Source organism: Anabaenopsis tanganyikae CS-531, assembly GCF_029891675.1.
In the GTDB taxonomy this organism is placed as follows: Bacteria; Cyanobacteriota; Cyanobacteriia; order Cyanobacteriales; family Nostocaceae; genus Anabaenopsis; species Anabaenopsis arnoldii.
In genome coordinates this window covers 1-26,482 of the sequence record NZ_JANQDF010000136.1, presented here as the reverse complement: position 1 = coordinate 26,482, position 26,482 = coordinate 1, and the positions used below count along the sequence as shown (strand labels likewise).

The window sequence follows — 26,482 nt, the reverse complement described above, 5'->3', positions numbered from 1 at the left end:
AAAGAAATTTTGACGATGGCTCTAGTTTTTTTGCCTTCGTTTTTATTTCTGTTGTTTCCTCAATTTTGCACCCAAAATTCTCAAGTCAAGAATCACCGATAGCGTAGGGTGGCGTAAGCCATACTTTTAGGTGGGTGAGTATGTCAATATTTTGTTGCTAGTTCTTGTTGTAGGCGGTAGAGAATTGTATTGTGGTCAACCTGAGATAGAATTTCTTCAATTACTGTGCTAGCTCCTAATTCTCCCCAAGTACAACCTTTTTCTAAGTAGACTTGAGCGGCTTTACCTACTGTGTATGCACCATAACCCGCAATACCAGATTGAGCGATCGCAGTTCCAGCATAAGCTGTAATATTGAGGGGATTTTCACCACTAGCGATCGCCGCTGTGGTTTTACCTAAACCCACCATCATACTACTGGCGATTTCTCCTAACAGCAACCCACCGGAACTTAAGAAAATGGTCTTTAAGATTTTGCTGGCTTCGTAGCTAGTCATGGGTAAGCCATACAACCTTGCTAGAGAACGAATTAAAACTAAATCAGCGATCGCACCACAGATAACATCCAAAACTGGTACTGGATTTAATCCTACTGCCAAAGCCTTATATTTAGTGAATTTCCAAATAATATCTTCAGCTTCTTGGTTGCGGAATTCCATAGTTTTTTCAGCCATGGTTGCTGATGCATCCCGAGCTTGAATCAGTGCATTTAGAGCTAGAAGCGATCGACCTTCCCGATTGAGAATAGATAAAATTGTCTGTTGTAGTTCCTCCACCAGGGGGGGTGGTGTTTCCCACTCATAGGTCACCCGACCATCTGGCCATTCTACCCGCACTTCTAGGGGTGCTGGTTCCGCGGACACCATAACAATTTCATCTGGTAGTAAAGGCGGTGCTTGGGGGTATCCTGCGCCTAGCTGTTGCAAATTGTGATAGATTGCTGTGCGGTCTGTTTCTGGATATAAATCTATTTTATTAAATACTAAAATCAGGGGTTTTTGTGCTTGTCTTAGCTCTAATAATGCGCGATACTCAAGGCGCGTAATATCACCTGAAACCACAAACAAAATTAAATCAGCTTGTTTGCTTACTTCTCGCGCCATTGTTTCCCGTGCTTCCCCCGCAATTTCATTGAGTCCAGGCGTATCAATTAACTCAACTAATACCTTACCTCCCGGTTGCCAACGCACAGAACGCGGCCACTGAGTTACACCGTTGAGCGGTCCTGTTTGCAGGATTTTCGCCCCCAGTAAAGCGTTTAATACTGCTGACTTACCCCGACTCACCAAACCAAAGGCTGCAATTCTAATCACATTCGAGTCTAGTTTGCTCAGGGTAGAGTTTAAGGTTTCTAATTCTGGTTTGAGCAACCCCAGTAATTCTGGGTGGGAGCTAAACTTTCCCGACTGGCGATAGCTTCCGTGGCGTAGCCCTAGATGTCCATACCAAGATAGTGCTTGTCTAAGACTAGCACGGGCGCGGTTTAAGTGAGTTTCTTGGAGATTACGCACAAGGTAAGCTTAGGTATGGGAAATGGGGGCAAAAAGCTAGATTCTATCTACCATTTTACCATTGAAAATAGGTTAATGATATTTTTATTGTAAATTGTAACAACACCATGATATGGTGAGAGCAAATAAATCAAAGTCCTTTCCATTGTTCAGTAGTCAGCAGGTCGGAGTAATCTCCCAGGTCGCAATCTCTACAGCTACGCCACGCAAGCTATCGGTAGTTCATATATCTGGCATTGTCCACCCTAAAATTTAGCTTTAGCCTTTGGGTAATTAGAAGTATTTCAAGCTAGTTACAGCAGAAAACCAAAGTAACTGTAATTCCTTTTGGATGTAGGACTCAATCAGTTAAGCCTGGAGATTTGGCTTTTTGTGAGTTGATCCGAGCTATTTACCTGGTCAGCATTTCCCCACAGAGGTAGGTTATTGGGAGTGCGCCAAAATACTGGTAATTTATTTGATATGAATAACAACCCTAGGAGGAAATTTGAAGGTATCAATTTTGCGGCGAGAGTGGTTTTCTAACACTCGACAGGATATCATGGCGGGGGCCGTTGTGGGACTAGCTTTGATTCCAGAAGCGATCGCCTTTTCCATTATCGCCGGGGTTGATCCCAAAGTCGGGCTTTACACCTCATTTATTATTGCCGTGATCACCGCCTTTTTAGGAGGTAGACCGGGGTCAATTTCCGCGGCCACGGGCGCAATGGCGCTATTAATGATTGATTTAGTCAAAGATCATGGCTTACAGTATTTATTCGCCGCCACCCTCTTAACCGGGGTGTTTCAAGTTGTGTTTGGCGTGCTCAAACTGGGTCGCCAAATGAAATTTGTACCCAGAGCGGTAATGATTGGCTATATTAACGCCTTAGCGGTGTTAATTTTCCTGGCCCAGTTACCCCAACTCACCAACGTTCCCCCCACAGTATATATATTAACCCTCCTGTCTTTGGTAATTATTTACATTTTACCCCGCTTTACCAAAGCAGTACCCTCCCCCTTAGTAGCTTTAGCAGTGATGACGATCGCCGCCATGGCGCTAAAACTAGAAGTTCCCACAGTGGGGGATATGGGAGAACTACCCAAGAGTTTACCCTTGTTTGCTTTACCCCAAGTCCCCTGGAACCTGGAAACCTTAAAGATTATTTTGCCCTATTCCCTCACCTTAGCGATCGTGGGTTTATTAGCTTCCTTCCTGACTGCTGCTTTAGTGGATGAACTCACAGATACACCCAGCGATAAAAACCAAGAAGCTAAAGGACAAGGTATTGCTAATATCGTCACTGCCTTCTTTGGCGGCATGGCAGGATGTGGGATGATTGGACAATCGGTAATTAATGTCCAGTCTGGTGGTAGGGGGAGACTCTCCACCCTTGCGGCCGGAGTTTTCCTATTAATTGCTATTTTATTTTTACAGGATTGGGTCAGACAAATGCCCATGGCTGCATTGGTAGCCGTAATGATTATGGTGTCTATTGGTACGTTTCGCTGGTCATCCTTTCAGAATATTCGCCGCATCCCCACCACGGAAACTGCGGTCATGTTAACCACAATGTTTGTGACTATTTTTACCCGAAACTTTGCCCTGGGGGTAGTTACCGGTATCGTCATGAGTACTTTATTCTTCTCTAACAAAATTGCTCAGTTAGTGTTTGTGGATAAAGTGCTGAGTGAGGACGGTTCCCATTGCACATATAAGGTAGCTGGTCAAATTTTCTTTTTATCACGAGATGAATTTCTCGCTGCTTTTGATTTTACCGAACTAGTGGAGCGGGTGACTATTGATCTGACTCATGCTCACCTGTGGGACCAAGGAGCAGTGGAGGTACTTGATAGAGCAGTGCTGAAATTTCGCCGTAATGGTGCAGATGTGGAAGTCCTAGGACTAAATGAAGCTAGTGCAACCTTGCTGAATAAATTGGCTATGTATCCTAAAGCCGATGGTTTGAACAAACAATAGTATTTTAACAGCATCATGAAAAATATTTTACTTTGTACCGATGGCTCGTTTTTTGCAGAAAATGTTTATAAATATGGTGCTTGGTTTGCTCTCAAGTTTGGTTGTCACATTAATGTTTTATTTGTGACTGATATTCGTAGCCAACAAGTAGCTTCTACTGGTAACCTCAGTGGTACTATTGGACTAGGGAGCGCTGAAAACTTATTGCATGAGCTGGTCAATTTAGAACATCAAAAAGCCAAGCTGAATAATCAACGCGCTAGATTGATTTTACAAAATGCTGCGGCAATTCTCAAAGCTGAAGGTGTCACAGATGTCCAGTTAACCAATAAAACGGGGTTTTTGGTAGATTGTTTTGATGAGTTTGAGAAAGATGCAGATTTGATTGTTTTGGGGAAACGGGGAGAAGGTGCAGAATTTGCTTCTGGTCATTTAGGGGCTAATATAGATCGCATTGTGCGCAGTAGTACTAAACCATGCTTAGTTACACCGCAGGAATTTAAACCAATTTCCCGCCTGTTAGTGGCTTATGATGGTAGTGTTACGGGTAACAATATTCTCCAATTTTTAGCCGCTTATCCTGTATTGAAAGATTTAGAAATTCATTTGCTGACTGTGGCTAAAACTGGGAAGCTGGAAACGGCAACTCAAACACAACATCAAGGTAAGCTATATTTGCAAACCGTTGGATATGAGCCAGTTTGTAGTGTTTTAGAGGGTGACCCAGAAACGGTTATCACTAATTATATTCACCAAGCAGATATTAGTTTTTTGCTCATGGGCGCTTACGGTCACAGTCGCATTCGCCATTTAGTCATTGGGAGTACCACCGCTCAACTGCTCAGAAGTACCAAGATTCCTCTATTGTTATTCCGTTAGCTGACTGCGCTGTATTCCCACGCTTCTCAGCGGATGTTTGTCAAGTCATGATTAGTGTATCGAATATTCTTTTACCCCACCCTAACCCTCCCCTTGTAAGGGGAGGGGACTGGATTTGATTGTTTGGGTTCCCCATTCCCCATTCCCCATTCCCCGTTCCCTGTTCCCTGTTCCCTGTTCCCTGTTCCCTAAGATAAAAATTACCTGTTTAATAGTTTCCAAACAACCTCTAAGCGTGGGTTGTTTGACTATCTCAAAAAAAGCTTTAATTTCAGGCTTTCTCGGTTGTGGGAGGGAGCGCAATGGGACTTAATTCTAGTTCTGGGTGGTCTCCCTTAACTTGGTCTAGGTTCCACTGGTTTTTAAACAACAGTACGGGACGCTCCCAACGGTCTTTCACCACAAAGGTGTTAAATAAACGCCCGACTTTATCCAAAATATCCCAACCTCCAGTTACCCAACGCGCTACTGAATAAGGTAAAGCTTCTAAGTAGGTCTCCACTCCGTACTCATTGACTAGACGAAACTGCACTACTTCAAACTGCAGTTGACCAACGGCTGCTAAAATGGGGTTACGTTTGCTTTCATCTGTGGAGTGTAAAATTTGTACGGCTCCCTCTTCTTGTAGTTCTGTTACTCCTTTATTAAAATTCTTATATTTCGTTGGGTCGGCATTCCTCAAGTAAGCAAATAGTTCTGGGGAGAAGGAGGGTATACTGGGATAAATCAACTTTTCGCCCATGTAAACAGTGTCTCCAATGGCAAATGTCCCCGGGTTATTTAAACCTACTACGTCCCCTGGATATGCTACCTCTACTGTGTCTCTTTCTTGGGCGAATAACTTCTGAGGGTGGGAAAGGCGCACTGTTTTACCTGTGCGCGCATGGTTAACTACCATATCTTTTTCAAATTTACCAGAACACACCCTTAAAAAGGCAATGCGATCGCGGTGTTTGGGGTCCATGTTAGCTTGTAATTTGAAGACAAAGCCAGAAAACTCTGGATATGTCGGGTCAATTTTACCTTTGTTACTTTCATGGGGGGTGGGTTTGAGTCCATATTCTAAAAAGGACTTGAGAAACAATTCTACCCCAAAGTTATTCATTGCACTGCCAAAAAACACCGGGGTCATTTGACCTCGATGCACTGCTTCTAGGTCTAGGGTTGGTCCCAAACTATCCAAAATCTCTAATTCTTCTTGCAGTTGGTGATACAAATTTTCACCTACAAGGGACTCAATTCTGGGGTCATTGGCGGCGATAATAGTATCTGTGGCTTTTTTTGTACCATGGTCGCCACTCTTTTGAAACAGATGTACTTGCTGGTGTTGACGGTCAAAAATCCCTTGAAATTGGTCTCCTGTGCCAATTGGCCAATTAATTACATAGGTTGACAGTCCCAATTCCCGCTCAATTTCATCAATGAGTTCTAAAGGCGACATACTGGGACGGTCTAGTTTATTAATAAATGTAAAGATAGGTAGGGAACGCAGTCGGCAAACTTCAAATAATTTGCGGGTTTGGGTTTCTAGCCCCTTGGCTGCATCAATGAGCATGACTGCATTATCCGCAGCTGCCAAGGTTCTGTAAGTATCTTCACTGAAATCTTGGTGTCCTGGTGTGTCTAAAAGATTGAGAAGAGAATTTTGATACTCAAATTGTAATACTGTGGAGGTGATGGAAATCCCTCTTTGTTGCTCCATGGCCATCCAGTCTGAGGTGGCGTGGCGTTGGGAACGACGAGCTTTGACGGAGCCAGCTTGTTGAATTGCTCCCCCGTAGAGTAGGAGTTTCTCGGTGAGTGTGGTTTTACCCGCGTCTGGGTGAGAGATAATCGCAAAGTTGCGCCGGCGTTCTATTTCTTGCGGGGCGATCGCATCCCGTAATTCTGTTTGCATAAGTTGAAAATTTTCACCCACTGCTCTATTGTCAAACCGATGTAGTCTATCTTCAGACAAGCTGTATGATCATGCAAGACAAGCAATCATTAGAGCAGTCCTATGGTGGCCACTGATCACCAATTTTGATGCTAAATAACCTAATTTTTTTCAAGCTACAAAGCTGCACGGCTGAAAGACAAAAAGTTTTTACATTTTCCTTTTCTGATTATACAACTAAATCCACTGTTTTCACTTCCCCAGTCCCAGGAAGAAACTACCACCAAATGCGATCGCCATGTTCATCTAGCCTTGCTGCGCGAATCACATCAGAAATTTCTTCTGCGTCTTTGACATGGTGGAGTGCTTTCTTTGTGCCATCAGGATACTCTACCACAAAGTACGTTGGGACTGTAATCTGGTCGCCTGTGATATCTGGCACATTTACGGCTATCTGTTGGGCTTTTTCCTCTAGGGTTTTAGACTCGTCTATAACATCCCCTGGGTTGGCGGTTAAGTTTCTTTCTTTGACTGTTGCTGCTGCGTCTTGATCGTCGTCACTGACTGGCTGATCTAGATTGTTGAGTTTCTTAGTCATGATGTTTTACCTTGGGGAAAATTTATACATCTACTAAGAACAATCTAAAAAATTATCCCTGTGATGAGTTCCTTCTCTAGAGGGAGAAAAACACAAAAAACAGGTTATTCGGCGCAGTTGACAATTAAGTGTGTGAGGGCATCAATCAGGCGATCGCCTTCCATGGGTATAATGTCTTTACCATGCATAATTTCTTGAGTAGTCACGAAGTGGACTAAGGAGCCAATGAGAATTCTGGCTGTGGCTTCGGGGTCAGGTATTTTTAATTCCGGGTGAGCTGCTAAATATTTACTGATGGTCTCTATGGCTGGTTTAGCGATGCTGTAAATAAAAACCTGGGCTAACTCGGGAAACCGCGCCGACTCCCCCATTAACAGCCGCTCAAATGACTGATATTCTTTATCTTTGACCATCTGCTCTAAGGCGGTCACTGCTAACCGCCGTAGGACAACATAGGGTTCTCCATGTAAGGGTTGTGACCCCAATATGGAGTAAAACCTTTTTCTGGCTAATTTCTCAATTAATGCTTTAAATAATCCTTTTTTATCTTGAAAGTAACTGTATACTGTTGCTTTAGAAACTCCTGCTGCTTCTGCTACCCTATCCATACTCGCTGCTGCATACCCACGAGCTAAAAATTCTTGCATCGCCCCTTGCAAAATTTTTTCCATTTTCTCTACTGAGTTCGAGCGGTCAGTTTCTCCACCTTTTGGGCGTATCATGTGCCAATAGTCCTTAACATTATCAATATTTTCACACTTTTGTTAGTAATCCCTTGACTAAACTACTCGGTTTAGTATAATTCTATTATAGAACTAAACCGTTTAGTTTTGTATTTTGGAGTTCATTCTGGGGATTATGTAACCATAGCAGCGATTCCTAGTCTACAGAGGAAAAATGTAGGTAATGACCACAAAGAAACTATCTATCTCTCGTGTACAGACTAATACCTCAGTGAAAATTTTGAGTTAGTGGAGTGGAAAGCCATGATTATGTCCAAAATTCACCGGACAGTATCACATCTATTTTCTCTGGTGAGTGATAAAAGAGAGTTAGGCGGGACATTTACCAAAATAGGATTTTTTCTGATTTGAATCAGCGTATTTGGAATTGCTTAAAAGGTATGCTATTGTGCAAAACTCAAAGCTAGATCGAGCCATATCCTCCCCATCGATTTTACGTCCGCCCCTTGTTATAGCCATTATTGTATCTTTAACTGTAATCGGTACTAGTGTTTATACGGTATTTAAATTCCAGGATAAATTAAATCAAAATGAGTCCAGCCCAGCAGCAATAATCCCTGAGTTAACAACCGTAACAGCACTAGGACGCATCGAACCAAAAGGACAAGTGATTAAAATTTCTGCTACCATGTTGCCGGAAGGAAGTCGGGTAGAAGAACTTTTAGTCACAGAGGGCGACAGGGTAAAAGCAGGGCAGGTGATAGCGATTTTAGACAGCCGCGATCGCCTGTTGGCGGCCTTGCAAGAGGCTGAGGAACAAGTGAAAGTAGAACAGGCGAACTTAAAGCGCATCAAAGCAGGTGCTAGACGTGGAGAAATTTTAGCACAACAAGCGATAATTGCCGGCTTAGAGGCAGAACGCCAAGGTGATATTGCAGCCCAAGAAACCACTGTAGCCCGATGGCTGGCGGAAGTGGGGAATGCGGCGATAGAAAACCAAAGATATGAAGAACTGTATAAACAAGGGGCAATATCAGCCTCCCAAAGAGACAGCAAGAGCTTAAAACTGGAAACAGCCCAGAAAAATTTACAAGCAGCACAAACACAGTTAACTCGCACTCAGTTAACTAGCCAGGAAAAAATTAACGCAGCTAGAGCAACACTTAATAGCATAACTGAAGTGCCACAGGTGGATATCGAAGCAGCTCAAGCCGAAGTGAATCGGGCTATAGCAGTTATGAAGCGGGCCCAAATCAATCTCCAGCAGGCTTATGTGCGATCGCCTCAAGATGCACAAATATTAGAGATCCATTCCCGTCCGGGAGAATTAATTTCAAGTAACGGTATTGCTGACATTGGGCAAACCAGCCAGATGTATGTAGTTGCGGAGGTTTACGAAAGCGATATCAATAAAGTTCATCCAGGGCAGAAAGTAGAGGTATTTGGTAATTTTGTACCTATTGAACTGCAAGGGGTAGTAGATCGGATTGGCTTACAAGTGCGGCGGCAAAATCTCATTAATACAGACCCCACAAGTAATATTGATAACAGAGTCCTTGAGGTTTATATCCGACTAGATGAAACTTCCAGTCAGAAGGCTGCCAAGTTAACAAATATGCAAGTTAAGGCAGTGATTCAACTGACTAATTCGTAATTAGTTACACCAATCAGCAATGGACAGGGGGCTTAACTATGTCAATTTTCCGATTAACCCTACTCAGCACGACCTATGATGGGACTAATCCAACAACTGCGACGACGCACGCCCCTAGGATGGCTGCAACTGAGTCACGAAAAAAGCCGCCTGCTGGTAGCACTCTCAGGGATTGCTTTTGCGGATGTTTTGATGTTCATGCAGATGGGCTTTCAGACGGCGCTATATGACAGTAACACTAGACTACATCGCAGTTTACAGGCAGATATTCTTTTAACCAGTCCCCAAGCCCGTAGTATGCAAAATATGCCGACATTTTCTCGGCGGCGGCTTTATCAGGCTATGGATATACCGGGGGTGAACTCAGCAGAAGCAATGTATGTGAATAACATCATTTGGAAGAATCCCCAAACCCACCGCCAGACATCGGTACAAGTCATTGGTTTTAATCCAGATCAGCCAGTTTTTGATTTACCGGAAGTGAATCGGCAGTTACAGTCTATCAAACTACCTGATACTGTGTTATTTGACCGCAATGCTCGGGGTGATTACCAACAGGCGATCGCCAAAATTAATCAAGGTGAAAAAGTCACTACTGAAATAGAGGGGCGGACTATTACCATTAGTGGTTTATACACCGTCGGGGCTTCCTTTGGTTCTGATGGTAGCTTAATCACCAGTGATCAAAACTTTTTACGGTTGTTTTCTAGACGCCCAGCCAGCAATATCAGTTTAGGTTTGCTCAAGGTCAAACCCGGTTATGACCCGAAAAAGGTAGCAAAGGCTTTACAAGCCTACCTCAAAGATGATGTTAGGGTGATGACCCACCCAGAGTTTATTGAATTTGAAAACAATTTCTGGCGCACCAACTCCCCCATTGGCTTTATTTTTAGTTTGGGTGTATCCATGGGGTTTGCTGTGGGGGTGATTCTGGTTTATCAAGTTCTTTCTACTGATGTCAATGCCCATGTCAGGGAATATGCGACTTTTAAGGCTTTGGGATATCGCAATTACTACTTTTTAAGTGTAGTGTTTGAACAAGCTTTGATTTTAGGAGCATTGGGGTTTATTCCAGGGGTAGCAGTGTCTTTGGGACTTTACCAAATGACTCGCACCGCTACAAATCTACCTATGTATATGACCGCGGCCCGGGCTTTACAGGTGCTGGTTTTAACTATCATTATGTGTTCAATTTCTGGGGCGATCGCCACTCGTAAACTACGCTCTGCTGACCCGGCGGATATGTTTTAGATGGAACTATATAGCATTTACCCGGCTCTTAGGGAACACCGGAACACCGGAACACCGGAACACCGGAACACCGGAACAGGGGATAGGGAGCAGGGGATAGGGAGCAGGGAACACCGGAACAGGGAACACCGGAACAGGGAACACCGGAACAGGGAATAGGGAATAGGGGATAGGGAATAGGGAATAGGGAATAGGGATATAGGGAATAGGGGATAGGGGATAAGGGAACTTGGTGTGTACTTCATAAGCATGAAAAAGGCTTGAAAAGGTAAAATTTAAAACTGCTATGCTTCCAGTCATTTCCATCCGCAATCTCGATCACTACTTTGGACAAGGTTCATTGCGTAAGCAAGTTTTATTTAATATTCATCTAGAGATTCGACGTGGTGAAATTATTATTTTGACTGGACCCTCTGGTTCGGGTAAAACTACCCTCCTGACTTTAGTGGGTGGGTTGCGTTCTCCCCAGTTTGGTAGTTTGCAGGTGTTAAACAGGGAACTTTGCGGTGCTAGTGGGGCAGAATTAGTGCGATCGCGACAGCATAACGGTTATATTTTTCAAGGGCACAATCTGCACCGTAGTTTGACAGCACTGCAAAATGTCAGAATGGGTTTGGAACTGCACAAGCATATTGGACTTGGACAGATGCAAAGCCGTTCGGTTCTGATGTTGGAGCAGGTAGGTTTAGGAAATCACCTGAATTATTATCCTGACCAATTATCGGGAGGACAGAAACAACGAGTAGCCATCGCCCGGGCTTTGGTCAGCCATCCCCCTCTAGTTTTAGCGGATGAACCGACTGCAGCTCTTGACAGTCAGTCTGGTCGGGATGTGGTCAACCTGATGCACAAACTGGCCAAGGAACAGGCTTGTACAATCCTCATGGTGACCCACGACAATCGCATTCTGGATATTGCTGATCGTATTGTGCAGATGGAAGATGGTAAACTAGTTGATACCTCTGCTGTGAAGGTAAAAATTTAACCAGATTCGCGTAATTCCCCCCTTATTTCCTGAGTGTGAGCGAATATGTATCGGTTGTCCTATTTGAGTCTTAAAAGGTGGAAACCCAACCGCCACATCATCTTGATTGGCATCTTTACATCTGCTTTAGTTGTCATCTTGGCTTTACCTCTACTTGCTTTGCAAGTACAACAGGTAACTCCCAGCAATCCTCAGCTGGGTGATACTTTATCTGTGGTAATTAACGTCACTAATCCAGAGATTGTTAGTAATCCCACTGTGTTATTAGGTAATAATTCTTATCCAGCTTTTCCCATCGACTCTGATAAATATCGGGCTTTAATTCCTACAACTCCGCTAGATCAAGCCGGCAGGATAACACTCAAGGTTACCGGGGATGGTCAAGAGCGAAACTTGGCAGTAAATTTGCGTCATCGCACCTTCCCTACACAACGGATTAATTTACCACCGGGAAGGGCCGGGGTCAAGGCCACAGAACATGAACTAGAGCGGGTAGCAGCTTTCAAAGCACTACAAACCCATCAAAAGCATTGGAATGGCCCCCTGGTGAAACCCAATGCCGGTAGGATTACTACCATTTATGGTGTCCGGCGTTACTATAATGGTGAATTTGCCGCAGATTACTACCATCGTGGGATAGACTACGCTAGTCCTACGGGTTCGCCAGTAGTGGCGCCGGCGGATGGAACAGTTGCTTTGGTAGGTACGGTATCGGCAGGGTTCCGAGTTCATGGCAACACCGTTGGTATTGACCATGGACAGGGAGTAACTAGTATTTTACTACACCTCAATAGTATTAAGGTTAAAGAGGGTGATTTTGTGACCGCTGGTCAAGTAGTTGGGACAGTGGGGTCTACCGGCGCTTCCACCGGTCCACATTTGCACTGGGGTTTATATGTCAACGGCAAATCTGTTGATCCTGTCCCTTGGCGATTTGGTGCTATTAATTAAGATAGGTAAAAAGTCAAGGCACCACGGAAACAAGGGTGCCGACTGTTAGTTTATTATATAATGAACGAACATCCTCATTACGCATTCTTAAGCAGCCATGAGAGATCGCAAGTCCCAATAAGTGTATATCTGGGGTGCCATGAAAACCAATTTCATTGCGTCCATCTGACCAAAAACCAATCCATCGGTCTCCCAAAGGACTATCGGGACCTGATGGAAATATTTTATCAGTGATGGGGTGCTGCCAAATCGGATATTTTTGCATATCCCTCACCCGGAAGGAACCTGTAGGGGTCTCCCAACCCTCTTTACCTATGGCAATGGGGTAACTGGCTATGACTTCACCTGTATGGTAAACATAGGTACGGCGATCGCTTAATTTCACCACTACTTCTATATCAGATGATTTGAGTGTAGATAACCCCTGAGAATTGGGGCTTTCTCCAGGAAGCACTGATGGTCTTTTCAGGAATGACTCATTATTTTGGGTGGTATTGCTGAGTGTATCTGATATCTCACTCACCCCGCTATTCTCGACCACCGGTTGCTGAGTGGATTTATTCCCCAGCGCCAATTCCCTCAGTATAGTGTCATTCATAATACTTCCATAGGCAGGTTCCATGGGGCTGTGAATTTTTGTTAGCCGCCAATGGACAGCCAGTGATAAAATGGCAGTGCCAAAACACATAAACATAACTATACGCGCCACAGATTCATTTCTTACCATTGCCATCGCTTATTGTTTATCTTGAACATCTTCAGGGGAATAAATGGTTTTTGAGTATGTCTCAAATTATCAATAATTTATCAGCACTTATCTGTTCTGTTTTGACATACTTATTATGTTTGTCAAGGTTTTGATAGCATTTCCCATGCTCGTTCAGTAAACATCCCAAAAATTGTGCTAAAAAGTCAGGTTTTTCGTACATTTGACCATATTAACAGAACTGAGCTTCAATATATTTTTCAATATATTTACACAAAGCCTCAAAATTTTGGCTAAAAACAGACCTTGACTTGATCTGTTGATGTCCTAATTTGAGATACTACCATGTACCAGTTAGAGATCCGTCACTGTTTCCCGGAACATTGCGCCCATTAGCTTGTCTAATAGGTAGGGATGATTTAAAGTTCAGTACGATCTATGAGCCAATCGATTAGTGTATCCTGGTCAACTGTGGATGCCAGATACCCGGAAGCATCGGTGCTTGACAAACTCTCTAATCACGATCTAATTTTACGCTGTCAAACTGGACTGCGTCCAGATCGGGCTGCATTTGCAGAGCTATTGAAGCGCTATCAAAGTCAAGTTGAGCGAACTTTATACCACCTGGCTCCAGATTGGACTGACAGGGCTGATTTGGCTCAAGAAGTGTGGATTCGAGTCTATCGAAATATTAGCCGATTACAAGACCCCGTGAAGTTTCGGGGCTGGTTAAGTCGGATTGCTACGAACTTGTTTTATGACGAGTTGCGTAAACGGAAGCGGGTAACTACTCCGTTGTCATTGGATGCTCCCCGTATACTGGACGATGGCCAGATGGATTGGGAAATTCCAGGTGATACCCCAGGACCTGAGGAAGTCCTGACAACTAGGGAGTTTTACGAGCAACTGCGAGAGGCGATCGCGGATTTACCAGAGGTATTTCGGACGACTATTATTCTCAGAGAAATCGAAGGGATGACCTATGAAGAAATTGCCGAAATCACCGGTGTTTCTTTGGGCACTGTTAAATCCAGAATCGCTAGAGCTAGATCCAGATTACAAACTCAGTTGCAAAATTATCTAGATGCTTAATTTACAAAACATCCTCTTAGGGACTTGTCAATAAATGTGTTTCTCGGCTAATGGCAAAGTTTCAACATTCCCCCTCCCATAAGGCCTAATTTGATGAATTAATTCAGATTTTTTATGCTTTTGCCCGCATATGAATGGGTCATAATGCTACAATGGAAAGTAATTCTTCATTTGATAACCGTGACCTGTGGATCCATCTTCAAGATGTGTCAGATGGTACAGGTCACCGTACTAACGAATCAACGGGTGCTATGGATATGGTGGAGCGCGATCGCTTCGAGTTATTAAGTGCTTACCTCGATGGAGAGGTAACAGCTGCCGAAAGTAGGCAAGTGGAAGAATGGCTGGAAAACGATGCCTCTGTCCAATGCCTGTATACCCGGTTACTAAATCTCCGGCAAGGTCTGCGGAGTATACCAGTACCAGCAGTTCAGCAATCATCAGAAGTCACAGCCCACCAAGTGTTAAAGCGTGTGCAGCACCGGCGTTTGCGTCTAATTCTGGGGATGGGAGGAACTGCTGTGGCGGCTTGTATACTCTCTGCTGTATCAACCTTGCTACCCGGTGGTAAACTGAACACACCACAACTGGTGCAAAAACTACCAGCAGGGTCTACACAAGACACTATGGAGTCTCTGGTGGCTATTTCCCCCCTGATGGTGGCGTTAAATAACCCAGTCATCGAAATTCCCAAAGCTGTAATGGCTTCCCCAGAAAACTCTCTGAATTTCGAGCCTCCTCTGGGGCAAAAATAACCACACATTAATTCATCCAACTGCGTTATCAACTATAATGGCTAAATGAGAGCCAAAATTGAAAATACAATCCTCTTGATTCACCACAATTTTAAATGGGGCGTACAACATATTAAGAAAAGCAGTCCTGAACGCTTTTGCAGACGGGATAGAGGGGTTAGGAGTAACTCCAATCAGGTTTACCCCTGGTAAAGTGACTTTGTAGATTTGTCTATAATTTCACAAACTCTGTACAGCAACCTTAAACCAAATCAAACATCCTTTCAGACATCCTCTAAAGTACGAAATAGGGCGCTATGCCCCTATTACTCCAGGTTTTTCGGCATTTTTGTTATAATGACTACCTGATTTGCGATGTTCAACGGCAGTCATACCATTATGTTCTAACAATTCACCTTCCTCCACAACAGCATAAATTAAGTATCTGTCGCCACATTCGAGTAAGTTGGTCACAGTACATTCCAGATAAGCTAATGCTTGAGTTAAAATCAAACAACCATTATTAGCCACCTTTGTCTCAAGATTGTTAAAGGGATTTTCCCCTATTGTGCTTTGACGGCAGAAATAACGCCGTAAATTTCGATTTTCTTCGAGAATATTCAGCACAAATTTGTCGCCGGGTTGACGCATTAAATCTGCATTTTGGTCTTGACCAATGGCAATTATAATTCCTGGTGGGTTAAACGTTGCCTGAGATACCCATGAGGTTAAAATACCTTTATGGCTTTCTACATCACGAGTTGTCACCACGCATAAAGAACCAATAATCCTTCCTACAGCTTGTTCAGTACGATCTATTTTCGCTTCCGTCACGACTTGGCGGAGAGTCCGCAGTTTCTTTGTTTTCTTTAAGTTTTGGGCAAAAGTCGCACCTGCTGACTGACAGTGTTGAACAGTTTCTGGTGTGGGACTAAAGCGCACCCGAATAGTTTCAAAGCCTAAACTGTAGTTAGCGTCTTTCAGTTTGCTTTCAATTAAATCTATAGCTTCGCCACTCCAACCGTAGGAGCCAAACACCCCTGCTAACTTGGTTTTCGCCGCTGTTGAAAGAACTATCCCTAAAGCAGTTTGAATTTGGGTGGGTGGATGACCCCCTAAAGTCGGAGAGCCGATAATAAAACCATCGCTGGCTTCAATTATACGGGTAATTTCTGTGGGGTCTGCCAATTCACAATTGATAGACTCAACATTGACATGATTTGCAATCAAACCTTGAGTAATGGCATGAGCTAAAATTGCCGTACTACCATAAGCAGAAGTATAAAGCAAAGCAACCCTTAAATCTTGAGATTTCTGTGCTTGACACCATTGACGGTAATCATAAGTAAAACGACTCAGACTGTAACGCACCACCGGTCCATGACCAGGAGCATAACATCTAGCTGGCAAAACAGCCAATTTATCTAAAACTGCTTCAACTTGTTTCCCTTGGGGTGCATGAAGACAGTCAAAGAAATAATGACGTTCTGCGTCTAATTTTTTCCAATCTTCATCAAATAAGGTATCTTCGCAAATATGAGCGCCAAAAAATTTGTCTGTGTATAAAATCTTAGTTCCAGGGTCATAGGTACAAAGACCATCAGGCCAACGAGGAGTAGGAACTGTAATAAATGACAGGTGATGTTTTTGTCCTAAATCTAAAGTATCTTCAAAACGCACAGCTTGAATGCGTGATTCCCACTCAGGAAAAGCACTTTTCAAAGCATTTGCAGCAGGACGAGAGCAAATTAACTTAGCTTGCGGTGCAAGGGAAAGTAACTCTTTGAGGGTAACTTGGCGGTTAGGATTCACGTGACCGAGAATAATGTAATCAAGGGTAGTGAAATCCAGATATTGTTCTAGTTCCTTTAGGTAAATAGCTGTAAAAGATTCACCAGGAGGGTCAATTAAAGCTTTTTTGTCAGCCTGAATTAGATAAGAATTGGCTGTAGTCCCTTTTTGACGGGAGTACTCAACTTCAAATTTTAGGCGTTCCCAAGTACGCGATCGCAAAATGAATGTATTTTCCCCAATATTTGCCACTTGTACGTCTCTGGGACGACTGAATGTCGCAATAGTCATAATGCTCTCCTGTGTTCTTTCAGTTCTTAATCACTAACTTTTGTTGATAGCGATTGCTATATTGTTTTTCTGGGTCTATACCTTCAAAAGTAGGGGGTATCCAAACTCGCAAAACTAACAGTACTCCCAGGACTAGCAAAAAGGCACAAGTCGCTAAAACTTGGCTCCAATCGGTTTCTAGTACACCTTTAACAATCACTTCTCTTAAAGCGGAGACGATAGCAACTTCTACAGCTACTCCAATAGATATGCGTTGTTCTTGCAGGTAAATAATCAGTAGTCGGAATAATTCCACTAAAATCAGTAAAAACAAAATATCGGCGGTCACAACATGGAAATCTAAAGGAGGAAGCAGGGAGAGAAACATATCCCACACTTGGATTACCATGAAGCTAAATAAACCCATACACAAGGAAACTACAATCACATCTTGGATAAATTCCAATGTGCGGACGATGCGACACCGATTGATTTCGTAAACAGAAATTTCACTATCTTCCAGAACAGGTTTGTACATATAGGACTCCTATGTGATTTTTCAACCAGACTCAGTATACACGGCAATTCTTCTTACCTGTTCCCTACTTAGACAAATCAATTCAGAAACCAAACCGGATTTCTAGATCAATGAAAATTGGGGATTGGGCTGTAATTGAAAATTCTGAGTTACTGATTTAGTAATGATTGCCGATTTTGCGGTGATGAACAGCAGTTAAAGCGTTAACATTGGCTACTCTGCCAGTTTTAACAGTGCTGTAAATAACCCAATGGTCACCACAATCCATCCGGCTAGTGATTTCACATTCCATATAGGCTAAAGCATCAGCCAAGATGGGAGAACCATTACTTGCTGGATAAGTTTTGACTCCTTCAAAGCGATTAGCACCCGGAGCAAACCGTTTCAGGAAATGTTTGATTAATCCTTGATGGTTATCTTCTCCCAAGACATTTAAAACAAAGCGATCGCCCAGTTGCATTAAAGATGCAATAGCTCGTTCCTTGGACACAGCAATGGCAACTCCTAAAGGCGTTAAACTTGCTTGTGTCACCCAAGAAGCCAACATTGCACTTTTAACCTCCCCTTTTTGGGTAGTAACAATATATAATCCTGAGCTAATTCTGCCTAGGGCTTGTTCTAAGTTGCTGTTAATGGATTGGATTTTTTTACTAGTGCGATCGCTACCCCGGCTTTGTCGGTCACGGGTCAACCATTGACCCATATCTGTACCTGCTTCTTCACACAATTTTTCTGTTTTTTGTCCTGGAATCTCTTTAATTAAAATCGGAGGGAATGCTTCAACTAATCCTAATTCTTGAAACTTATTGCGTAAGGGATAAACAGGCTCATCTTCTCCGCCACCAGATTCTAATAAACCTATAGCCTGCTTCTGATGTACAGCCGCCAAAATAGTATTTAAAGCAGATTGAGCCGTCACTGAATATTGGGATGGCATAGCAATCACTATTCCCGCAGCTTGAGATACCAATTCTCTAACTTCTTGTAATTCAGCAGTATTAATGTCTATTAGTTCTACAGCTACACCTGTTTTAGTACATCCATGTCCCAAAGTATGCACTAAATGTTCACCATAACCGTAATCTTCTGCATAAAATAAAGCCACCAATATCTCTGTTTTAGCTTTGGCTAAACTCCAAGTTTTATAATTCTCTAACCAGTCAGAAATATGATGCCTTAACAAAGGTCCGTGACCTGTAGCTACGGTATTTATTTCTAAATTTTCAATCCGTTTTAATGCTGCTAAAACAGACCGCGAATTTGGTCCCATCAGACAGTCATAGTAATATTTAAAATCTCCTGCAATAGTAGAGAAATATTCATCATAGGTATGGTCATCACAATAATGCATCCCAAACACATCGCAGGTATAGAGAATCCCTGTTTTGTGCTCGTAGGTCAAAATTGTATCAGGCCAGTGTAAGTTAGGGGCGGATATAAACTCTAATTGGTAACCATTACCTAAATCTAAACGCTGTCCGCTTTTGACCAGCAATGATTTAAATGGCTGGTGAACCATATTTTCGAGAAACTGAATTGCTACCTTAGACCCAACAACAGTAATCTCAGGAGCTAACTGCAAAATATCCTTAACTAAACCACTATGGTCTGGTTCGGTGTGGTTAATAACTAAATAGTCTATTTTATTTAAATCAATTAAACCTGCAACTATCTCAAGATATAGTTGCTCAAATTTGCGATGTGAGGTGTCAACTAAAGCAATTTTTTCACCTTGAATTAAGAAAGAGTTATATGTTGTTCCATTTCGTAAACCAAATTCGATATCAAAACGTTCCCTATCCCAATCAAGACAACGAATAGCAGTTGTTTTAGAGGCAATTTCTACCGTTTGAACGGTCAAACGTCCTACATTAATAGCTTGAGTATCTTCTGTAAGTATGACCATTGATTTTCACCTCAAAAATATGGGAAATTCACTACTCTTTTATTTTGAACTAAAAACCACTATTAGTAAAATTTCAATTTCTCAAGCTATTGATTAGTAATATTTATCTGTTGTTGACCATAAAACGAGACCTGAGCCAATGGCTTTTAGACATGGGGATAAGTCGATAGCGACTTTAGTCGCATTAGAACGATTGACTGGCTTTAGCCACAGTGGTATAATAGTGAAAGGGAGTAAGAACAACCATCTACGTAAAGAAACATCCTAGTGCGGAGAAATCCCGGCAACGGACATATCCAACTTGATTTGGAATAGTTAAAGGGCAAATAATGGCAGGATGTTGAGCGTACCTAACTGGCATTGCGATGGACTCACCAAAGCAAAAAAAAAGTAAGCGCAATTGCAATACCTTTTGTCCTGGTAGTTGTTTTGAGCGTGTAGGGTGTTTTTGCCAGCACCATTGAAGGTCAGTTTGTGGACTCTTCAAGAATCCCCCGGCTTTAGACGTGGGGAGTGCCAAATCCAGCAAAAACAGTCGGTTGGATGCAGCAACAATCCCACGCACTTCGGCTGCGCTCAGTACAAGCTGAGTGCAAGTGCTTCTGGGCGTGGGATTGTCAATCTTGCAAACTACTGTGTAAAACTATCAAACTTTGCGCCAATTGACTGAGGCGGGTTTCTAGATATTGTTTGCGCCCTAAAAGTTGACGTAATTTTTGGTAACGGGCGATCGCCACGCTCACTATGGGTAATTCATCTGCTGGACAAGGACGTGACCAAACTTTACCAGCAGCATCCAAACCACAAAGATTATAACCAGTGCGGGGGGATTGATCAGAATTTCTACAAATCTCCTCTACATATTCCATCAGGCGGTCAACTTCCCCATGGCGGAGTGTCGCAGTTCCTCCCGGTTCTGGTTCTTTGACATGGGATTCTAACCAGCCATTAATAATCGGTCCTTCTAAGTAAATCTTTTGAATCTGTTCTATTATTGTTTGTAGTTCTGTTTGCCAACCAGTGATATGTTGCCCTATGTCTTGCAGTATATTCGTGGCTAATGCCGGATTAGCGCCGTGGCGATGACTACTAAAGCTAGGATGTTTAAATTTGGGTAAGTTGGGGGTTTTGCCACCCATCTGATGGGCGGGAAAGGTCTGCACACAGTGATGTTGTCCAACTAAATTCTCAACGCCTGAATGCTCACTAGGGGATACTGCGCCTAGTTCCTCGGTGTCTTTTTTACGTGAGGTAGATTCCGCCCCCCCGGTGCTAATCCTAAAGGAGAAAGAGGACTTTAACGAATCACCCGCTGGGGTGGTTGTAGTACTACGATTGCCTAAATCATGTAAAGTGGCTTCAATACGTTTTAAACCTGTTTTCATAAAAATATCCTGAAATGTCATGTTTCCACTAGTTTGGAAGAGTTCAGAATGCAGTCGTTGGGATAACCGTTATATTAGGATACAGTTTTGGGCAAAGTCATCTTAGTTACAGGACCAGCAAGGTCTGGTAAAAGTGAATGGGCGGAAACTCTGGCTATAAAGTCTGGTAAACCGGTGGTTTACGTCGCTACAGCCACTGAAAACCCAGAGGATACAGAATGGCAACAGCGTCTTCAAGAACACCAAAAACGTCGTCCCTCACATTGGGTAACGCTTTTGGTACCTGTAGAATTATCGACTACTCTAGCAGATGCCCAGCCAAATACCTGCCTTTTGATTGATTCTTTGGGTACTTGGGTCGCTAATCTTCTCGAACAAGATGAAGATACTTGGAGAAACACTCTAACAGAGTTATTGGCAACACTGCCACTGGTAGCTGCAAATATTATATTTGTGGCGGAGGAAACCGGTTGGGGTGTGGTTCCAGCTTACCCCCTTGGTCGCCAGTTTCGCGATCGCTTGGGTTGTCTTGTCCGCCAGTTAGGTGCTGTTTGTGAACCTGTTTATTTAGTTACGGGTGGTCATGTTCTCAATCTCAGCCTTTTGGGTACACCATTATGACCATCTCCTCAGCGCCCTGTCAGTTACTGTACCACTACTAAAATCTTAATTTGAAATTAAACATTCCCCCTTCAAAAATCCCCTGTAAAAATTTAAGATCATCCTATGGCAACTCAAAAAGAAGTAAGAGAGTATCTTGCCTACTGGTTTCAGTTGGGTAAGAAGGTGTTAACGGGCAATGGTCAGGCAAGTTTTTTGCCCGTACCTGTGCTGAAGGATGATGGCTACAGTGATGAATTTGAAGAATGTTGGCAAAAAATTATCTCTCAGACAACTGGCGAATGTTACCTTGATGGCACTTATGAAACCATTAGCGAACTCCTAACACCAGCTTGGGAACTTTTACCTTGTGGCCGTTGTCAGATGCCAATACCCAAGCGTAACTTAGGAATGCCGGCTTTGTTATGTCCTTGCAATGATTTACCTACTTGGCCTAACAGTGAATTACCAGCGCCCCGTACCCCCGTTAATACCCAATCACATTTAATGTCAATTCGTAATCGGATTGAGAGTAATTACAGCTGAAAGTGACGCATCTAAATTATTGGTAGGTTATTGGTAGGTTATTTGCCGTTGCACCTCGTATAACATTAAAGCAGCTGCGATCGCCACATTCAAAGACTCTACTCCTGGACTCAGGGGTATTTTCACTTGCTGGTCTGCCATGGCGGCTAAATCTGGCGACAACCCGGCCCCTTCATTCCCCAGTAAAATTAAACTCGGTTTTCGCCAGTCTACATCCCAGTAGGTTAAATTTGCTGTGGGTAGAGTTGCTACTACCTGCATTCCGGCTTGCTGACTTTGTTTGACTGTCCCTTGCAAATCTTCGGTTACTGCTGTGTTGACGCGAAACCACTGTCCTGCAGAGGCACGTAAAACTTTGGGGCTGTCTACGTCTACACTATCACGACTCAGCCATAACCCCGTAGCGCCAGTGGCTGCAGCCGTGCGAATTATTGTCCCTAGATTACCTGGGTCTTGAATAGTTTCCAGGGCGAGGACTAAACCAGTAAACGGCACTTGAGTTTGATTAATCCGCCGTTTTGCTGTGGCAATTACACCATCTGGTTGCACTGTGGTAGCGATCGCCTCTAAAATTTCTTTACTAACGATTTCTACCCTTTCACTGTGGTTACAAGCTGCTTCCCAGATTACCGGGTGGGAAATTTGCCATTCTGGCGTGCAACAGACTGTTACTAGTGGGTAATTCACCTGGCAAGCCTCCTGCAACAGGTGTGTTCCTTCCAGTAAACATAATTCTTGCTTATGACGCTCTTTGGTAGAGTGCAGCTTGCGGATTTGCTTGACTAAAGGGTTTTGGAGACTAGTTAACACAATTAGATAGTTTTGATTTTGGATTAGTCCAATCTCAAAAGAATTTCACAATCAAACACTTATGCGGAACCCGGGACTTGAACCCGGAAGCCTTGCGGCACTAGAACCTGAATCTAGCGCGTCTGCCAATTCCGCCAGTTCCGCTGGCATTCATTTTGATCAACGATTCATCATTATCACTTAAATATTTATTTTTGTCAAGTACCATCCCTAAATTATTCTTTCCACCTAGACTGGGGCAAGTCTGACCACCTCACAAAGCTTACTCCAGAATGTTTATAGACCTTAAGGAACCTGTGAATTCAAATTTATTAATACGAGATGTCTAAGAAAATGTAGAGAAATTAACTCTTTACTGTAGAATCAAAACCAACTTCTAACCTATAAAATTACGTATTGTTTTTGGAGGTAGGCTTATTAATCCTTCTAGCAGCTTACCAGATGCCAAGATTTCTCAGGAAGCAGACTCCTCAGTCTTGCAAATACGGGGTAGGCATCCTTTACGAGGCCATGTGAAAATCAGTGGGGCTAAAAATTCGGCACTAGTGATTATGGCTGGATCTTTGCTGTGTTCAGGCGATTGTCGCATCCGCAATGTTCCATTACTGGCGGATGTAGAAAGAATGAGTGAGGTGTTGTCAGCTTTAGGTGTTCGCATCACCAGAGAAGGTGACATTTTAGATATCAACGCCAGGGAAATTACCACATCAACAGCTCCTTACGAATTAGTTACCCAATTAAGGGCCAGTTTCTTTGCCATTGGGGCGATTGTGGCTCGGCTGGGGGTAGCACAAATGCCATTACCAGGTGGTTGTGCCATTGGAGCTAGACCAGTGGATTTACATGTGCGCGGACTCGAGTCCATGGGGGCTCAAGTGCGGATTGAACATGGCATTTGTCATGCCTATGTTCCGGGGAGTGGTGGTAGGTTAAAAGGGGCTAAAATTTACCTAGATAGCCCCAGTGTGGGAGCTACGGAAACTTTAATGATGGCCGCCACCCTCGCGGATGGGGAAACCATTATTGAAAACGCGGCACGAGAGCCAGAAGTCGTGGATTTGGCTAATTTCTGTAACGGTATGGGGGCTAAGATTCAGGGTGCTGGCAGTAGTCAGATTAAAATAGTGGGTGTGACCAAGTTACATTCTATCGACTACAGTATTATTCCTGATCGCATTGAGGCGGGAACGTTCTTAGTAGCGGGAGCTATTACTGGTTCAGAAATTAGTATGTCTCCAGTGTTACCAAACCACCTAATTCCAGTAATTGCTAAATTGCGGAAAATGGGTTTAACGATCATGCAAGAAGCACCAGACTGCTTACGTATCCTCCCCGCATCCAGCCTCAGAGCTACGGATATTGAAACTTTACCCCATCCTGGTTTTCCCACGGATATGCAAGCGCCATTTATGGCTTTACTAAGTGTGGCTGAGGGTGATAGCCTGATTAATGAGTCGGTGTTTGAAAATCGGCTGGGTCATGCGTCTGAGTTGAATCGCTTGGGAGCAGATATTCGGGTCAAGGGTAATACTGCCTTTGTGCGGGGAGTGCAGATTTTATCCGGTGCACCAGTTATAGGCGCAGATTTACGGGCTTCCGCAGCATTAGTTTTAGCAGGACTCGCAGCTGAAGGAGAAACGACGTTTCAGGGATTACAGCATCTTGACCGCGGCTATGATCGAATTGATCTGAAATTACAGCAACTAGGGGCGAAAATACTGCGCGTGGTTGCTGTACCACAAGATCCGGAATTAACTCCTAGCAGCAGTACTCCCCCAGCCTAAACTGGGGTACTCGGGGATCAGGGGTAATGAATGGGTACTGGGGACTGGGGACTGGCACTCAGGACTCAGCACTCGTTATACTAGCTGTGGGAGGCTGTTGATCTTCTGTTTTTTCAGGTTGTTATATCATGTCCTTGTTCAAAACTCCGCTCATCGGCTTAAAAGCTGACTCCTTTCGTCATCCATTAGACCTACAAGCCACCACATCTCTTAAGCAGATACCAGGTCTGGATATGATGGTGCGAAATTGGCTCGGACCGGTCGCCGAACAGGTTTTTTATGTGGAAAATATTGCCTCCAGTGTGTTGGTGGGTGAAAAACAATTGCCTGATTTATACCAATTATTGTTAGAAGCCTGCAAAATCTTGGATATAGACCCTCCCCAGTTATATATCCGCCAACATCCGGCTCCTAATGCTTATACTTTTGCTATGCGGGGTAAGCAGCCTTTTATTGTCCTCCATACTTCTTTGGTGGAACTGTTGACCCCACAGGAAATACAGGCGGTGATCGCCCATGAATTAGGACATCTTAAGTGTGACCACAGCGTTTATTTAACACCTGTGAATCTCTTGGTCTTAGCAGCTGCAATTGTCCCCAATGTGGGTACTTTTATCGCCCAAGCCATACAAACACAATTATTAGAATGGGTACGCTGTGCTGAGTTTACCTGCGATCGCGCTGCATTACTCGCCACCCAAGACCCCAAAGTTGTGATGTCAGTCTTAATGAAGTTAGCCGGTGGTTCCCCTACCCTAGCACCACAACTTAATTTAGAGGCCTTTGTCGCCCAAGCTCGTGCTTACGATGACATTAGTAAAACCGAAATGGGGGAAATGGTCAAAGCCACTCGCACATCCCAATTAACTCATCCAGTCCCAGTTCTAAGAGCTAGAGAAATTGACCGTTGGTCTAGCAGCCAAGAATATCAATCTTTATTGCAAAATCATGGAAAATCTACCAGTGAAGTTACATCCCCTGGAGGATGGCGCAATTGGTAGGATAGGACAACACCAAAAAAAAGGGGAAGATTTTTTCTCTTCCCCCTTTGGGTGCTTTGTCAGCTTGTTTGAGTTTTTGGCGTAACATTTGTCTTTGCTTTTTCAGTTGGCGTTTTCTCGCAGAACCGCCCCTACCTTTATCGTTTCTCCCTTCTGTGCGGGGAGATTCCCATCTTTTGAGTTGCATTGCTTGCTTATTTGCTCGGGTTAATCCTTGGAGGTGGTGCGTGTACCAGAACTTAAGTTGAGTACATCGGTGTTGGAGTTGACAGCTACTCGCATCGGGGAAAGGTTAAAACAACCGATACAAGTGGTTAACACCATGTCGGAGACTTTGTTGGAGGGGAAATGGGAAGTTAGTTACACCCCATCCCCAAAACCCAGCCCATACCCCAGACTCTCACGGTTGGATTGTGGTATCACCGAGGGTTAGTAGCTAGTTACTCTTTTCTTAACTAAGAATAACAAAAACTCACAGTTGCTGAAAATTTCCTCTCATCTTTTCGCTTGGTGACAGAATTACAGTAAAATCACTGTATGCTACTAAGATTCAAAACCCAACTTAAAGTCAACAAGCAACACCGACTACTACTAGGATAACACGCAGGAGTAGCCAGACACGCTTGGAATCAAGGGTTAGCACTTTGTCAACAGGCTAACACCTCATGGCTATTTGTTGTGAAACTTAAAGGCAAAATCTTCTCACCCACAGCAAAACCAACCCCGGATCTATATCTCTACCCTAAGATAGATGACAAACTTACAGTTATTCTAACTTAAAGTTATTTACACTTGTATAAATTTTAATAAACTGTCTGCTAAATCACTGTCAGCGATCGCCTATATTGAAATTTCTACCCTTGTAATCCCCTAGTTTCCCATGTCCAGACTTTTGATTAGCCAGTACCAAGCAGAAGTAGCCAAAATTATTCAGTTTGGCGGTTCCCGTAAAGAAACTTCTATTCGCGTGG

General features: G+C 43.4%; 24 protein-coding genes and 1 tRNA gene. 13 read left to right on the top strand and 12 right to left on the bottom strand.

The genetic code is table 11. From position 1 onward, the window contains the following. Window positions 1-143: 143 nt before the first annotated feature. Window positions 144-1,511 (bottom strand): GTP-binding protein, encoded by a 1,368-nt coding sequence (locus NWP22_RS13390; RefSeq protein WP_271734760.1) that lies wholly within the window; start codon window positions 1,509-1,511, stop codon window positions 144-146. Between the two features lie 541 nt (window positions 1,512-2,052). Between NWP22_RS13390 and NWP22_RS13385 the strand changes: the two genes are divergently transcribed. Next, window positions 2,053-3,471, top strand: a complete 1,419-nt coding sequence (locus tag NWP22_RS13385) for a SulP family inorganic anion transporter (RefSeq protein ID WP_334310774.1) — start codon at window positions 2,053-2,055, stop codon at window positions 3,469-3,471. 15 nt (window positions 3,472-3,486) lie between these two features. Continuing rightward, window positions 3,487-4,350, top strand: coding sequence for a universal stress protein (locus NWP22_RS13380; protein ID WP_271734762.1), 864 nt, complete (start codon window positions 3,487-3,489; stop codon window positions 4,348-4,350). Window positions 4,351-4,621: 271 nt separating this feature from the next. Here NWP22_RS13380 and prfC read toward each other — a convergent pair whose 3' ends face one another. From prfC to NWP22_RS13365, 3 genes are all read right to left on the bottom strand, one after another. Next, on the bottom strand, window positions 4,622-6,247 hold the full coding sequence (gene prfC, locus NWP22_RS13375; protein ID WP_271734763.1) for a peptide chain release factor 3: 1,626 nt from the start codon (window positions 6,245-6,247) through the stop codon (window positions 4,622-4,624). A gap of 256 nt (window positions 6,248-6,503) precedes the next feature. Continuing rightward, window positions 6,504-6,824, bottom strand: coding sequence for a hypothetical protein (locus NWP22_RS13370; RefSeq protein ID WP_271734764.1), 321 nt, complete (start codon window positions 6,822-6,824; stop codon window positions 6,504-6,506). A 104-nt stretch (window positions 6,825-6,928) separates the two neighbouring features. Further along, window positions 6,929-7,546, bottom strand: a complete 618-nt coding sequence (locus tag NWP22_RS13365; RefSeq protein ID WP_271734765.1) for a TetR/AcrR family transcriptional regulator — start codon at window positions 7,544-7,546, stop codon at window positions 6,929-6,931. Between the two features lie 409 nt (window positions 7,547-7,955). Here NWP22_RS13365 and NWP22_RS13360 point away from each other — a divergent pair, with 409 nt between their 5' ends. The 4 genes from NWP22_RS13360 (at window position 7,956) to NWP22_RS13345 (ending at window position 12,348) form a co-directional block, all read left to right on the top strand. After that, entirely contained in the window at window positions 7,956-9,161 is a 1,206-nt protein-coding gene (locus NWP22_RS13360) for an ABC exporter membrane fusion protein (protein WP_271734766.1), read from the top strand. Window positions 9,162-9,239: 78 nt separating this feature from the next. After that, entirely contained in the window at window positions 9,240-10,412 is a 1,173-nt protein-coding gene (gene devC, locus NWP22_RS13355; protein ID WP_425332616.1) for an ABC transporter permease DevC, read from the top strand. 286 nt (window positions 10,413-10,698) lie between these two features. Beyond that, on the top strand, window positions 10,699-11,397 hold the full coding sequence (locus tag NWP22_RS13350; protein ID WP_271734768.1) for a DevA family ABC transporter ATP-binding protein: 699 nt from the start codon (window positions 10,699-10,701) through the stop codon (window positions 11,395-11,397). A gap of 45 nt (window positions 11,398-11,442) precedes the next feature. Further along, window positions 11,443-12,348, top strand: coding sequence for a M23 family metallopeptidase (locus tag NWP22_RS13345; RefSeq protein WP_271734769.1), 906 nt, complete (start codon window positions 11,443-11,445; stop codon window positions 12,346-12,348). A 13-nt stretch (window positions 12,349-12,361) separates the two neighbouring features. Here the strand turns inward: NWP22_RS13345 and NWP22_RS13340 are convergent, their stop codons facing one another. Further along, window positions 12,362-13,081, bottom strand: coding sequence for a L,D-transpeptidase (locus NWP22_RS13340; RefSeq protein WP_271734770.1), 720 nt, complete (start codon window positions 13,079-13,081; stop codon window positions 12,362-12,364). Between the two features lie 411 nt (window positions 13,082-13,492). On the opposite strand from NWP22_RS13340, the gene NWP22_RS13335 reads away from it, so the two are divergent. Together NWP22_RS13335 and NWP22_RS13330 are read left to right on the top strand one after the other, a co-directional pair. Next, a complete protein-coding gene (locus NWP22_RS13335; protein ID WP_271734772.1) occupies window positions 13,493-14,146 on the top strand; it encodes a sigma-70 family RNA polymerase sigma factor in 654 nt (217 codons plus the stop codon). A 152-nt stretch (window positions 14,147-14,298) separates the two neighbouring features. After that, a complete protein-coding gene (locus tag NWP22_RS13330; protein WP_271734774.1) occupies window positions 14,299-14,901 on the top strand; it encodes an anti-sigma factor family protein in 603 nt (200 codons plus the stop codon). A gap of 294 nt (window positions 14,902-15,195) precedes the next feature. Here the strand turns inward: NWP22_RS13330 and NWP22_RS13325 are convergent, their stop codons facing one another. The 4 genes from NWP22_RS13325 to NWP22_RS13310 form a co-directional block, all read right to left on the bottom strand. Further along, entirely contained in the window at window positions 15,196-16,962 is a 1,767-nt protein-coding gene (locus NWP22_RS13325) for a diflavin flavoprotein (RefSeq protein WP_271731686.1), read from the bottom strand. Between the two features lie 19 nt (window positions 16,963-16,981). Then, complete coding sequence (locus tag NWP22_RS13320; RefSeq protein WP_271731685.1) at window positions 16,982-17,479, bottom strand: phosphate-starvation-inducible PsiE family protein; 498 nt, start codon at window positions 17,477-17,479, stop codon at window positions 16,982-16,984. A 157-nt stretch (window positions 17,480-17,636) separates the two neighbouring features. Continuing rightward, the gene (locus NWP22_RS13315) at window positions 17,637-19,385 is read right to left on the bottom strand and encodes a diflavin flavoprotein (protein ID WP_280801985.1); all 1,749 of its coding nucleotides are present in this window, start codon (window positions 19,383-19,385) and stop codon (window positions 17,637-17,639) included. A 617-nt stretch (window positions 19,386-20,002) separates the two neighbouring features. Next, window positions 20,003-20,770 (bottom strand): hypothetical protein, encoded by a 768-nt coding sequence (locus NWP22_RS13310; RefSeq protein WP_271731683.1) that lies wholly within the window; start codon window positions 20,768-20,770, stop codon window positions 20,003-20,005. Between the two features lie 87 nt (window positions 20,771-20,857). Between NWP22_RS13310 and cobU the strand changes: the two genes are divergently transcribed. Next, window positions 20,858-21,391, top strand: coding sequence for a bifunctional adenosylcobinamide kinase/adenosylcobinamide-phosphate guanylyltransferase (gene cobU / locus NWP22_RS13305; protein ID WP_280791366.1), 534 nt, complete (start codon window positions 20,858-20,860; stop codon window positions 21,389-21,391). Between the two features lie 105 nt (window positions 21,392-21,496). After that, window positions 21,497-21,916, top strand: a complete 420-nt coding sequence (locus tag NWP22_RS13300) for a hypothetical protein (RefSeq protein ID WP_271731679.1) — start codon at window positions 21,497-21,499, stop codon at window positions 21,914-21,916. 27 nt (window positions 21,917-21,943) lie between these two features. On the opposite strand, the gene NWP22_RS13295 is transcribed toward NWP22_RS13300, so the two are convergent. Together NWP22_RS13295 and NWP22_RS13290 are read right to left on the bottom strand one after the other, a co-directional pair. Then, window positions 21,944-22,726 carry a TrmH family RNA methyltransferase gene (locus NWP22_RS13295; protein ID WP_271731677.1) on the bottom strand — a complete coding sequence of 261 codons (783 nt, stop codon included), beginning with the start codon at window positions 22,724-22,726 and terminating at the stop codon, window positions 21,944-21,946. Between the two features lie 62 nt (window positions 22,727-22,788). Continuing rightward, window positions 22,789-22,870 (bottom strand) — tRNA-Leu (locus NWP22_RS13290). A 272-nt stretch (window positions 22,871-23,142) separates the two neighbouring features. Between NWP22_RS13290 and murA the strand changes: the two genes are divergently transcribed. Continuing rightward, window positions 23,143-24,510: a UDP-N-acetylglucosamine 1-carboxyvinyltransferase gene (gene murA, locus NWP22_RS13285; protein ID WP_271731687.1), complete on the top strand. Its 1,368-nt coding sequence runs from the start codon at window positions 23,143-23,145 to the stop codon at window positions 24,508-24,510. A gap of 128 nt (window positions 24,511-24,638) precedes the next feature. Then, window positions 24,639-25,511, top strand: a complete 873-nt coding sequence (locus NWP22_RS13280) for a M48 family metallopeptidase (protein ID WP_271731676.1) — start codon at window positions 24,639-24,641, stop codon at window positions 25,509-25,511. Here NWP22_RS13280 and NWP22_RS13275 read toward each other — a convergent pair. Then, window positions 25,480-25,698 (bottom strand): hypothetical protein, encoded by a 219-nt coding sequence (locus NWP22_RS13275; protein ID WP_271731675.1) that lies wholly within the window; start codon window positions 25,696-25,698, stop codon window positions 25,480-25,482. The two genes, NWP22_RS13280 and NWP22_RS13275, sit on opposite strands and share 32 nt — an antisense overlap. A 27-nt stretch (window positions 25,699-25,725) precedes the next feature. On the opposite strand from NWP22_RS13275, the gene NWP22_RS13270 reads away from it, so the two are divergent. Then, window positions 25,726-25,944 carry a hypothetical protein gene (locus tag NWP22_RS13270; RefSeq protein ID WP_271731673.1) on the top strand — a complete coding sequence of 73 codons (219 nt, stop codon included), beginning with the start codon at window positions 25,726-25,728 and terminating at the stop codon, window positions 25,942-25,944. Window positions 25,945-26,482: the final 538 nt, after the last annotated feature.

What these genes read in the sequence shown, in the direction of transcription:
- NWP22_RS13385 (WP_334310774.1), top strand. Translation starts at nt 2,053, where the DNA reads ATGGCGGGGGCCGTTGTGGGACTAGCTTTGATTCCAGAAGCGATCGCC.
- NWP22_RS13380 (WP_271734762.1), top strand. Translation starts at nt 3,487, where the DNA reads ATGAAAAATATTTTACTTTGTACCGATGGCTCGTTTTTTGCAGAAAAT.
- prfC (WP_271734763.1), bottom strand. Translation starts at nt 6,247, where the DNA reads ATGCAAACAGAATTACGGGATGCGATCGCCCCGCAAGAAATAGAACGC.
- NWP22_RS13370 (WP_271734764.1), bottom strand. Translation starts at nt 6,824, where the DNA reads ATGACTAAGAAACTCAACAATCTAGATCAGCCAGTCAGTGACGACGAT.
- NWP22_RS13365 (WP_271734765.1), bottom strand. Translation starts at nt 7,546, where the DNA reads ATGATACGCCCAAAAGGTGGAGAAACTGACCGCTCGAACTCAGTAGAG.
- devC (WP_425332616.1), top strand. Translation starts at nt 9,240, where the DNA reads ATGGGACTAATCCAACAACTGCGACGACGCACGCCCCTAGGATGGCTG.
- NWP22_RS13350 (WP_271734768.1), top strand. Translation starts at nt 10,699, where the DNA reads ATGCTTCCAGTCATTTCCATCCGCAATCTCGATCACTACTTTGGACAA.
- NWP22_RS13345 (WP_271734769.1), top strand. Translation starts at nt 11,443, where the DNA reads ATGTATCGGTTGTCCTATTTGAGTCTTAAAAGGTGGAAACCCAACCGC.
- NWP22_RS13340 (WP_271734770.1), bottom strand. Translation starts at nt 13,081, where the DNA reads ATGGCAATGGTAAGAAATGAATCTGTGGCGCGTATAGTTATGTTTATG.
- NWP22_RS13335 (WP_271734772.1), top strand. Translation starts at nt 13,493, where the DNA reads ATGAGCCAATCGATTAGTGTATCCTGGTCAACTGTGGATGCCAGATAC.
- NWP22_RS13330 (WP_271734774.1), top strand. Translation starts at nt 14,299, where the DNA reads ATGGAAAGTAATTCTTCATTTGATAACCGTGACCTGTGGATCCATCTT.
- NWP22_RS13325 (WP_271731686.1), bottom strand. Translation starts at nt 16,962, where the DNA reads ATGACTATTGCGACATTCAGTCGTCCCAGAGACGTACAAGTGGCAAAT.
- NWP22_RS13320 (WP_271731685.1), bottom strand. Translation starts at nt 17,479, where the DNA reads ATGTACAAACCTGTTCTGGAAGATAGTGAAATTTCTGTTTACGAAATC.
- NWP22_RS13315 (WP_280801985.1), bottom strand. Translation starts at nt 19,385, where the DNA reads ATGGTCATACTTACAGAAGATACTCAAGCTATTAATGTAGGACGTTTG.
- NWP22_RS13310 (WP_271731683.1), bottom strand. Translation starts at nt 20,770, where the DNA reads ATGAAAACAGGTTTAAAACGTATTGAAGCCACTTTACATGATTTAGGC.
- NWP22_RS13300 (WP_271731679.1), top strand. Translation starts at nt 21,497, where the DNA reads ATGGCAACTCAAAAAGAAGTAAGAGAGTATCTTGCCTACTGGTTTCAG.
- NWP22_RS13280 (WP_271731676.1), top strand. Translation starts at nt 24,639, where the DNA reads ATGTCCTTGTTCAAAACTCCGCTCATCGGCTTAAAAGCTGACTCCTTT.
- NWP22_RS13275 (WP_271731675.1), bottom strand. Translation starts at nt 25,698, where the DNA reads ATGCAACTCAAAAGATGGGAATCTCCCCGCACAGAAGGGAGAAACGAT.